The sequence below is a fragment of the Flavobacterium aestuarii genome, from assembly GCF_040049115.1.
Taxonomy (GTDB): domain Bacteria; phylum Bacteroidota; class Bacteroidia; order Flavobacteriales; family Flavobacteriaceae; genus Flavobacterium; species Flavobacterium aestuarii.
In genome coordinates this window covers 81,838-92,446 of the sequence record NZ_JBDLZZ010000018.1, presented here as the reverse complement: position 1 = coordinate 92,446, position 10,609 = coordinate 81,838, and the positions used below count along the sequence as shown (strand labels likewise).

Sequence of the window (10,609 nt, the reverse complement as noted above, 5' to 3'; positions counted from 1 at the left end):
GGAGTCATATATAATTCTTAGACTACAAATTTCTGATTTTATTTTGACATTCCTCCCCAGGTTTTGTTCTTGATCCCGTATAATTATGTAGTAATCCCGATTCACGATTTTGATCAGGTGGTTTTTAAAATCAGGCCAATTGATTTTGACCAGCAGTGTTTTGAAGGTAATTTTAAAGTGTATCGTCCGCAGTTTTTCAAGGAAAATTATCCTATGATTAAAAATGTTAAGGAAAAGCTTCAGGACAGATCTATAGAGCAATATAAAAATGAAGAGCGGTCTGCTCTTGCCAAAAGAATCAATACGGCCGAAAACAGGATTAAGATTCTGATGAAAATTATGGGCAACGATTTTATTTCTAACGAAGAAAACCTTAGTCAGCTAAAGCAGGAATTGTACCGTTATACAAACGATGTCAATTTTAAAAATGCCAAATCTATGGGCAATGTGTTAAGTGCCGCATTTGAGTTTGTTACCAGGAACTTCAATAATGTCAATTTATTCAAGCCAGGATTTTAGCTGTTACTGAAAAATTAAAGAGATGAAAGATTTTTTCTGTGAAAATGACTAGACAAAGTCTCATTTATTTCTTTTAACTGTGGCGTTAAAAATGTTTTTTTATCCTGCAGATCGTTTGTTAATTCTACTTGGCAAACGGTGCATTTGTATTCTTTAAAGTGGTTTGTTACGTTTCTGACAGTCACTATTTTATGTCCAAAAATGGAACATGCGGTTTTTTTGTCAACAAATTTTGACATAAATTCTAATAAGCTCATAATGTGGGGGATATAAATTTTAACAAACATATATTAAAATTTATGTTTTTTCAAATAAAATCGATGAAATACACTTTTTTTGCATTAAAGAAGTTTAAATCTTACAAATTTGTTGTTTTTGCTGTTGCTGAATAATTTATTGTTATAAAAAAAATAATCCCCAACTGCCTAAGCTGTTGAGGATTGTAAAACTTATCATTTTATTGTTTTTAAGACTTTTGTTCTTTGTTGAAATAAACCAGATAATAGTACATCTGTTTTTCTTCGTCCCAGCCTTTTTCAACAAATTTCTCTGCACTTTCTGGATTGATAAAATCCATCTTGATCTGAATGTTGGTATCCAGATTGATTACATTTTTTATAGATTTCCTTGCATCACTTACAGCGGCATTGGCAATAGGGAATGAAGTTACATCTTCGATGCTGTATTTCTCTCCTTTATCCATTTTGTAATTTTTGAATTCGGGAATCAAATCCGGATTGTCAATTACTTCATTAAGGAAATTAGACTCTTCAAATTGATCGTTCTTAGCAAAATAATTTACAGAACGGTTCATGAACATTACTTCTTCTTTTTTGTCTTCGGCTGGGAAAACAACATCTTTGGCAAAGTTCTGACAAAATTTTAAGTATTTTTTGGTGATGAAATTTTCATCTTCAAAAGCATCTACAGATAAGAAATGTTCTAACCAGTATCTCGCGTCATAGCGGTTACTGTCCACAGACAGAATTTTGTAGCCTTCTTCTTTTTTGTAATTAAAAATCAGACAGCCTTTGTCCAGTTTGTTAAGGCTCACACCATGCTGTAAAATCATTTCCAATTGCGTTCCTTTTTCCTCAAACTGCAAAAAATCAGACTGGATTTCACTTTTGAAAATACCGATAGCATCAACCGCATTATTGTCGATACTTAAGTTGGTCAGATACGTCACATATACTTCTCCGTTTTTGATATGCGGATGATTGGACTGCTCAAAAAGATGTTTGGTTATCTTTTTGGAAACTTCATGGAGAGAACCTGGATTACTAAAGATTTCGGTGGCATACTTGAACATATCGTTGTAATCCAAATCAACTTCGTGCGCAAACTGGAAATAGTTCTCTTCTTTTTCCTTGAATGATTTAAAGAAAAACTCCTTCATCAAAGGCACAATTTCGTCATTCAGTTTAAATGGCTCTTCCGATAAAAAAAGAGGTTCGTTCCTGCTCATGTTACCCACACGGTGTATGGATAGGGTTTCTATGTGTGTGTTGTATAAGTTTATCATATTTTTTTAGTTTTATAGATGAAAGAGCCAAGAACAAAGATTGTATTTAAAGTCTTTACTCTTGGCTCTTGATTCTTATTTTCGCTATTTTAGTTCCAATTCTCCTCAAACCCGTAATCTTCAAAGCTGTCGTCTCCTTCGAACATGTCGAGGTCGTCTTCGTCTAAGTCATCTTCAAATTCACCGTAGATATCATTATGCATGTTGTCATCGGCTTCGAAGTTTTTTTCTAGAGCTTCGGCAGGCATTTCGCCATGTGAAAATAAAGTTTCCGGATAGGTCGCTCCCACATGTTCCTCTTCAATAGCAGCTAGTTCAACCAGAAAAGTCCACATATTGATAAAATCATAAACATATATAATCTTGGTGTTTTCCTTGTCTAATATGTCTGACAATTGATAATCACTCATGATTTTTTGCTCTCCCTGAACATCTCCTGTGTCAAAAAGCGAAATTTCATCTTCCTGATTCCAGGTTTCGTCGCAGGTATAGAAAGAAGCCACTTCCATTCCGTCAAAACCAAATGAATTGAAAATAGCATTGTGTAAATCTTCTAAAGTATCCTCTGCAAGTATTGCTATGTCTCTAAAAATGTCTTCCTCGGCATCTAGAATGACTCTGAATTTATAAACCATAATCGTTGTTTTTATTGAAAGAGCAAATGTAAAGTTTAATTTTAGATTTCAGATTTCTGAATTGGGATTTGTTGAAAAGATTTTTGCTTATGGTAATTTACTTTCCAGTTTCAATAAATTGCAAAGCCCTATCTAGAACCTCGTCTCTTCCTTCCTGAATTCCTTTTATAGTTGGTTTGATTTCAATGTCTGGGATAATGCCGATTCTTTGTGTTTCGCGCCTGTCTGGGTAATAAACACCAATTCCTGTAAATTGAGTGTAAAATTTTTCTATCAATTGAAAATCACTTGCATTTCCATCGGCGCCAGCGGTTTGGCTGCCGATAATTGTCGTATTGCCAGCTGTTTGGAAACTCATAGCTATCCACTCTGATTGGCTTATAGATTCTTCATTAAGCAATACAATAACTTTGCCTTTGTAATTAGTATTGTTCTCACTTCCTGTTGTGTATGGCTCACTCCATTTGAATCTTCCAGGATAAGTATAATCCGGAATAGTATAGATTACAAATTCTTTTTCTTTTGCGTTTAAGAAGCTTGAAATTACTTCCATAGTCCCTTGCGGATAATTTCGCATATCAAAAATTATGGCTTTGGTCGATTGTAAAGTTTCAATCATGTCAGGAACATTTTTTACTTGTAAAACTCCCATATTTACATAACCAATATTATTGTCTAAAAGTTTAAATTTTTCTTTTTTGACTTTAGCTCCTTTTTTATATTCATTTCTATGAGAATCATGATAATCATACAGGTTTATAGTTTTTGTTAAATATTTTCCATCTTGTAAAAATTCAAGTTTTACCGTTTCTGAACGTCCTGATAATACGGATGCAGGTAAATTGTTTAAATAAAAAGCTTTGTTTGAGGCGGGAATTAAATCTCTATTTTCGGCTATAATTTCTTTTACTGTTTTATCATTTACTTTTGTAATAACAGTTCCTATTTTTATATTTTGAGCTTCTGCCAGGCTGTCTGCTAAAATTTCTGTAACAACAATTTTTTCATCTATGATTTTGCAATTGGCAGGAAAATGGTTTGTGATTTTGTTTGGATAAAAATAAAAAACATGTGAGTCATTGAGTTTAACTGTCACTTTCCCCATTGCTGTGTAAAAATCATCTTCATTTTTGGCATCAATAAAGAGAGGAATCATTTTCTCTAAAGTAATATCCCATTTCTGATCCATAATATATTTATAAGGATAAAAATACTCTATTAGATTCCAATACATAAACAATGCTAGAATCCTGTTTTTTTTTTCATTGAAGTTCAGGCCTGAAAATTTTTCGTTTATTGGTTTAACATTTTCCGCGGCATAGCCTTCAACATAATATTGCTGTCCTTGAAATCTATTATTCTCAATAAACTTTAATTTCTCGGAAAGCTTTTTAGAAAATAATTTATTATTGAACCAGCTTAAATCAAAGTTTTTATCAAAATATTCGATGTCTTTTGGAGGCATGATTGGTGCGATCGTTTTTATTTCTCCTAAGGAAACAATCCAGTTTTCGAGAACCAGTGAAAATTCCTCTTTAGTTTGGGCTTTCTCAACTTCGGGTAAAATTGTAAAAAGCTGTTCGTCCCAGCTTTTACTGCCATCGGCGACATTTGGATGATAATACTTAAGGAATCCCCAGACTTTGCAGGTTGTGGCAAGTTTTTGGATTTCAGTTATTTTGGTGTGACAAAATGCAGTCTGTGCAAAAATTAATAGAAATAGCAGGCAGTTTTTTTTCATTTGGAGGTTTTTAAAAAAAGTGAGATTACTTTTATCAAAAATAGGATTATAATCGTCAAATGCAAACTATATTTCTAAGAAAACTGCCCAAAGATTTTACTATGTAATCAGTAAAACCTTTGGGCAGTTCTGTTTCGTGGACTTGGCAGTTTAGCCAATCAATTTTTTATAGCTTTTGCAATCCTCTTTCTTAGTTTGTGATACTTTTTATGGGTTGGGTAATACCTGTTTGGGGTCATGTTGTTAAAAACCAAAGCCGTGATAAGCAATATCAAAACACCAATAAATACTGGAGACAGGACATACATATATCCCAAAGCTTTTATTTTATCTGAACCAATAATTGCTATCAATGCAGTTGCTCCTCCGGGCGGATGGAGGGTTTTGGTAATCTGCATCAAAATGATGGCTAGTGAAACTGCCAGAGGCGCTGCAATCCAGATAATATCCGGGGCAAATTTATGAACGGTAACTCCTATTATAGCTGAAATTATGTGTCCTCCAACTAAGTTCCTTGGCTGCGAAAAAGGGCTCTGAATAATTCCGTAAATAAGTACGCTCGATGCTCCAAATGATCCAATTAAATAAACGGCATCGTTTCCTTTAAAATGGATGGACTGGATGTAAGCCAGAATTCCGATACCAACAAATGAACCAATAAACGACCAGAAATGTTCCTTATAATCGATTAGAGTTTCTTTATAAAGGATATATTTGGTTTTGCGATAGCCTCGCTTTATTTTTTGAATCGGCATTCTTTATTTTATTAAGCTTGTAGAATATGAGTAAACTGTAAAGGGATAAATCATTTTTGCTGTATATTTTGAAATCAAGCTGACCACTAAAATTGGCAAAAACAAAGTATAGTCGTTGACTAGTCCGCAAACTAAAAATATAGCGGTAAAAGGTGCGTGGATGCTGGCACTCAATACGGCAGCCATTCCGATAATCATAAAATTTAAAGGAATTACCTGTGTATCGAAATAGGTGTTTAGGATTGATGAAACCAATAATCCTAAAAAAGCACCAATAAAGAGACTAGGTGCAAAAACACCGCCATCACCGCCAGAAGCCAACGTAATTGAAGTCACGACTGGTTTCAGGATTAGTATTCCGAAGAATGTTAACGTCAAAGTTATGTTTAATGGAACCTGGCCTGAATTGCCAAAAATCATTTTTATAGAATGATAGCCTTCACCATATAATTGCGGAAATATAAATAATGAAATACTCAATATAACAGAACCTAATATGATTTTGTAATAATGAGTATCAATTTTTCCAAATTGTGATTTAAAAAATAAAACACAACGGGTAAGATAAACCGAATTCATTCCTGCCAAAATTCCTAAAAGAATAAAATACGGAATCGCTTTGATATGCCAAGTCGTAATTGCAACTGCAAATAATGGCTCTTCTTTTAATATCGAAAGCAATGCAAAGGCGATAGAAACTGCAATAAGATTTGAAACAACATACGCTCTGGTAATTTTTCTTGAAATTACTTCGATGGCAAATAAAATTCCGGCAATGGGACTGCTGAATAAAGCTGTGATTCCGGCAGCAACTCCAGCACAGATTAATTCGGTTTTGTATTTGCGGAAAATATTTTCTTTTTGCTGCGCTACCGATCCAATTGTAGCTGTAGCAACTACTGTTGAAATTTCGATTCCGGTTGAACCTCCAAAAATAACAGTTAATAATCCGTTTATAAAATGAGACGGAATTTTGTATGACGGCAAATTTTTTGAACTTGATTCAGTACTTTCAAAAACTTCCTTGATGCCTTTGTTTTCTTTCTTCTTAAAAAGATACTGCCTCAAAATATAAATAACAGATAATCCGAAAATTGGAAAGATTAAAAGATATATTGGATTTAGATGTGCTTCTCGAAGGAAAATTTCTTCATAATGTTCAGTTGCTTTTTTTAGTAAAATCCCTAAAAAGGCAGAAAGAAATCCGATTAAAGTAGAAACTATTATTAATTTCCGAAGGACAATAAATTGATGATTTTTTTTGATTTTCGCCGTTTTGTTCATCAGAGGTAATTTTGTAAAAGCTGTATTTTTTGCAAAATTATGAAAAATAAAAGCAAACCTGCGTTTTCGCAGTAAAATTTACAATTTTTTTCACTATTGAAACGTTCGAAAAAGTTGTTTTAGATTTAATATTGAATGTTAAAATTGTCAAAACAAGATTTATTGCTCGTAAAATTCGATAGGCAGTAAATCTGGATCAGCGATAAAAGTAAAGCGTTTTTGCGTTAACTCATCTACACGAATAGGTTCTGAATCTACATTTTTGGTATTCAAGTAAGCAATAGTTTCCTCCAGATTAATGACTTCAAAAGCCAAGTGTCTTAATCCTGCAGCTTCTGGTCTAGAGGGACGTTGTGGCGGATTTGGAAAAGAAAATAATTCGATGATATATTTGCCGTTGAGTGCTAAATCTAGTTTATACGATTCCCGTTCTTCACGATAGATTTCCTGTACAATAGTAAGTCCTAATATTTGAGTATAAAAATGCTTTGACTTTTCGTAATCAGAACAAAGAATAGCGATGTGATGTATTTTGTTTATGTTTATCATTGCAGAAAGAAATTTATTTTGTTTGGGCAGGTACAAGAGTCCTTTTTATCCTCCGCCCAGTAAAATAGGGAATCCGATGAGAAGATATTACCGTCAAACGAATTTCGGATTACGGTCAATACTCTTCGGACAAGCGACTGCCTGCTTCGGAAGAATTTTATGGTATTCGGAAAGGTTTTTTTGTATTTTGAAAAAAAACTACAACTGTTTTTTGGTTATTTTTTCATGAATCTTCAGTGTTTCCTGCAATGCTGCAGTGCCGTACCAAGGAGTCAATTCGGCTTCAAGTAAGTTGGATTGTATGGCGGGATCGGTAGCAACAAGTGCTTTTGCTTCTTCGACTGTTTCTACATTCAAAATATAAATACCTCTATAATCCCTGTCATTTTTCATAAAAGGTCCTGCTACGGACAGTTTTCCCTCTTTGGCTAATTTACCAATGTTTGCCATGTGGCCTTCAAATAATTTCTGGCTTTCTTCCTTTGTGGCGGTTGTGTTACTGCCGGTTTTTAAAAGACAAAATACATATTTCTTCATGCCACGCTCATCGGCATTTAGGGACTTGGCGAGGTTTTCATCATACTTTGATTCGGTTTTCTGCGAAAATCCAATGATGCTTACCAATAAAAAAGCGGCTGAAAGGATACTGTTTTTCATAAACTATATTTTTAGGTATAAATACTGCCATGCTGTTTTTGCAATGGTTAAAGCATTTTTTTCAAAATGACAATCTGCCCCAAATGATACACATCATGCTGAATGATTCCGTGTATATGCTCGTAAAAAGTGTGATTATTGGCTGGATATACTTTTGCCAGATCCAAGTCATCAAAATCTTCAAAAAAAGCATTCCATGATTCCTGCGATTTTGCAAGGGTTTGAAGTGATTGTGCCCAGGCAGCTTCTGATGGATCTATAACGGGAACAAAATAATTATGGTCGGGCGTTATAACCGTTTCACCTTGTACCCGGCTCAGGATATTTCTTCTCCATTGAATAAGATGATTGACAATTTCCCAAATCGTATTTAAATCGGGATTGATTTTCCTGTAAGCCTCTTCTGCACTTATATCTTTTAAGGTATTTGCCAAAGTGACCTCAAGCCACGGATTGCCATTGTATATGGACTGATATAAATTTGAAATTCTTCTGCTTTCTGACATGACAAAAAGATTTTAGGTTCAAAAGCTAAGATACAAATAAAGTGATTGACAATTCATCCTTGAATTTCTACAATTAGGTTTTTAAATATTTTTTAACAGAAACTGCCCAAGTACATTTGCCTCATCAAAATCAATATTATGAAAACCATTTTTTTAACAGCATCATTTTTATTTAGTATCGCGGTGTTTTCGCAAAATACTATTTCGGGCAAAGTTACCAACGAAAAGGGGAAGCCCGTTGCAGGAGCGAATATCTACATTGACGGAACATATGACGGAGCAACAAGTACAGAAACAGGAGAATTTTCTTTTGAAACAACAGCAGCAGGAAATCAGTTTTTGATTGTGAGCTTTTTGATTTATGATAATTATAAACAAGAGATTGATGTTACTAATTTTAAAAATCAGACTATAAAACTACGAGAAAACGTAAACGCCCTTGATGCCGTAGTTATAACCGCAGGGTCATTGGAGGCAGGAAGTAAAGCCAGAGTTTCGGTACTTAAGCCATTAGATATTGTAACAACAGCTGGTTCTGCAGGAAATATTGTTGCCGCTTTGCAAACCCTGCCTGGAACACAGACTGTGGGCGAAGATGGACGTTTGTTTGTCCGTGGGGGAGAAGCAAGCGAAACGCAGACTTTTGTAGATGGAATCAGAGTAGCACAGCCGTATGGGGCAACTACTAATAATGTTCCTACACGTGGCCGTTTTTCTCCTTTTCTGTTTAGCGGTATTGCTTTCTCTACTGGAGGATATTCAGCCGAATATGGCGAAGCTCTATCAAGTGTACTGCTTTTAAATACCCAGGATGAACCCGATCAAAACAAAACCGAAATTGCCTTGATGACGGTTGGCTTAGGAGTTGGCAATACGCAAAAATGGAAAAAAAGCTCGTTTAGCGTTAATACATATTACATGAATTTAGCGCCTTATCAGGCAGTGATTCCGCAGAATGTAGACTGGAACAATCCTTATCAGTCATTATCTGGTGAAACCGTTTACCGCTATCATTTTAACAGTGGTATCTTCAAATTGTATGCTGCGTTCGATTCATCTAAATTCGATCTGAATCAGGAAAACATAAACTTCGATCACAAAATCCGTACAGATTTGAATAATAATAACTTTTATCTAAATTCTTCTTACACAGGAACTATTGGGACTGGCTGGAATTTAACATCCGGAATAAGCTATGGTTACAACAGCAATAAAGTTAAATATGATAACAGCGATGTTGATAGTGATGAAAACGCTGCGCAGCTAAAGCTCAAGCTAAGAAAACATTTTTCCAATTATTTTAATTTGTCTTTTGGAGCAGATTATTTTATTACAAAATTTAATGAGGATTTTGATAATAATGCCACCATTAAAGTTTCGAATGGATATGACTCAAACATAGCGGCTTTTTATACCGAAGGCGATGTTTTGTTTTCTAAAAGCCTGGCATTAAAAGTAGGACTTCGGCTTTCTAACAATAGCCTGCTAAATGAAACGAACCTTGCCCCGAGAGCTTCGGTTGCCTATAAAGTTTCTAAAACCAGCCAGTTTTCATTCGCTTATGGAGATTTTAGCCAAACGCCAGTTGCTGATTATATCAAGTATTCAAAATATCATCAGTTTGAAAGCGAGAAAGCAAGACATTATATTTTGAATTATCAGTTTACAAAACCTGGCCAGACTTTTAGAGCCGAGGCATATTATAAAGATTACAGCAATTTAGTTCAATATGATACAAGGGATATTCAGTACAATTCATTTTTCAGTAATAACGGTTCTGGTTATGCAAAAGGACTGGATTTGTTCTGGAGAGACAGTAATTTATATAAAAATTTAGAATACTGGATTTCGTATTCGTACATTGATTCTGAAAGAGATTATAAAAACTTTCCAACTATGGCCACACCCAATTTTATTGCCGATCATAGTCTGTCTGTGGTAACTAAATATTTTATAACCGACTGGAAATCACAAATCGGATTCACAAACAGCTTCAGCACCGCAAGGCCATACAATAATCCAAATGAGACAAAATTCATGAACGGAAAAACAAAATCATACAACAGCTTGAGTTTTAACTGGGCTTATTTGCTGACAACGCAAAAGATTCTTTACTTCTCAGTTTCGAATGTTTTAGGAGCCAAAAATATTTACGGATATGATTACGCAAGGGTTCCAGATGCCAATGGAGTTTATAACCGACAAGCTGTAACACCAACCGCCGATAGATTTTTCTTTGTTGGTTTTTTCTGGACCATCAGCCAGAATAAAAATGATAATCAGCTGAAGAATTTATGATTTTATCCGTGGAGACGTTGCAGTGCAACGTCTCGGCAAAGTGACCGCAACGCCTCCGCAATATTTGACGCAAAATAATTAAAAATATTCTTTGTGTTAGACGTTGCACTGCAACGTCTCTACCGCAATTCATCCTCAAA

At 34.6% G+C, this 10,609-nt stretch carries 10 protein-coding genes and 1 pseudogene; 2 read left to right on the top strand and 9 right to left on the bottom strand.

Annotation, left to right across the window (positions count from 1 at the left end; translation table 11 throughout):
* Window positions 1-78 precede the first annotated feature (78 nt).
* A pseudogene (locus ABEG11_RS16525) lies at window positions 79-519 on the top strand (hypothetical protein); the annotation flags it as partial.
* Window positions 520-533: 14 nt separating this feature from the next.
* Here the strand turns inward: ABEG11_RS16525 and ABEG11_RS19135 are convergent.
* The 9 genes from ABEG11_RS19135 to ABEG11_RS16485 all read right to left on the bottom strand — a co-directional run bounded on the left by ABEG11_RS19135 (window position 534) and on the right by ABEG11_RS16485 (window position 8,171).
* Window positions 534-758: a DUF1660 family phage protein gene (locus ABEG11_RS19135; protein WP_492764713.1), complete on the bottom strand. Its 225-nt coding sequence runs from the start codon at window positions 756-758 to the stop codon at window positions 534-536.
* 227 nt (window positions 759-985) lie between these two features.
* On the bottom strand, window positions 986-2,044 hold the full coding sequence (locus tag ABEG11_RS16520) for a nucleoid-associated protein (RefSeq protein ID WP_348825287.1): 1,059 nt from the start codon (window positions 2,042-2,044) through the stop codon (window positions 986-988).
* An 89-nt stretch (window positions 2,045-2,133) separates the two neighbouring features.
* Window positions 2,134-2,679, bottom strand: coding sequence for an IS1096 element passenger TnpR family protein (locus ABEG11_RS16515; RefSeq protein ID WP_348825286.1), 546 nt, complete (start codon window positions 2,677-2,679; stop codon window positions 2,134-2,136).
* 97 nt (window positions 2,680-2,776) lie between these two features.
* Window positions 2,777-4,420, bottom strand: coding sequence for a S41 family peptidase (locus tag ABEG11_RS16510; protein WP_348825285.1), 1,644 nt, complete (start codon window positions 4,418-4,420; stop codon window positions 2,777-2,779).
* A gap of 158 nt (window positions 4,421-4,578) precedes the next feature.
* Entirely contained in the window at window positions 4,579-5,175 is a 597-nt protein-coding gene (locus ABEG11_RS16505) for an HPP family protein (protein ID WP_348825284.1), read from the bottom strand.
* A gap of 3 nt (window positions 5,176-5,178) precedes the next feature.
* Entirely contained in the window at window positions 5,179-6,459 is a 1,281-nt protein-coding gene (locus tag ABEG11_RS16500) for a chloride channel protein (RefSeq protein ID WP_348825283.1), read from the bottom strand.
* Between the two features lie 159 nt (window positions 6,460-6,618).
* The gene (gloA2, locus tag ABEG11_RS16495) at window positions 6,619-7,008 is read right to left on the bottom strand and encodes an SMU1112c/YaeR family gloxylase I-like metalloprotein (RefSeq protein ID WP_348825282.1); all 390 of its coding nucleotides are present in this window, start codon (window positions 7,006-7,008) and stop codon (window positions 6,619-6,621) included.
* A 198-nt stretch (window positions 7,009-7,206) separates the two neighbouring features.
* On the bottom strand, window positions 7,207-7,665 hold the full coding sequence (locus ABEG11_RS16490; RefSeq protein WP_348825281.1) for a YciI family protein: 459 nt from the start codon (window positions 7,663-7,665) through the stop codon (window positions 7,207-7,209).
* A 47-nt stretch (window positions 7,666-7,712) separates the two neighbouring features.
* Entirely contained in the window at window positions 7,713-8,171 is a 459-nt protein-coding gene (locus ABEG11_RS16485; protein ID WP_348825280.1) for a DinB family protein, read from the bottom strand.
* 138 nt (window positions 8,172-8,309) lie between these two features.
* On the opposite strand from ABEG11_RS16485, the gene ABEG11_RS16480 reads away from it, so the two are divergent.
* On the top strand, window positions 8,310-10,469 hold the full coding sequence (locus ABEG11_RS16480; RefSeq protein WP_348825279.1) for a TonB-dependent receptor: 2,160 nt from the start codon (window positions 8,310-8,312) through the stop codon (window positions 10,467-10,469).
* Window positions 10,470-10,609: the final 140 nt, after the last annotated feature.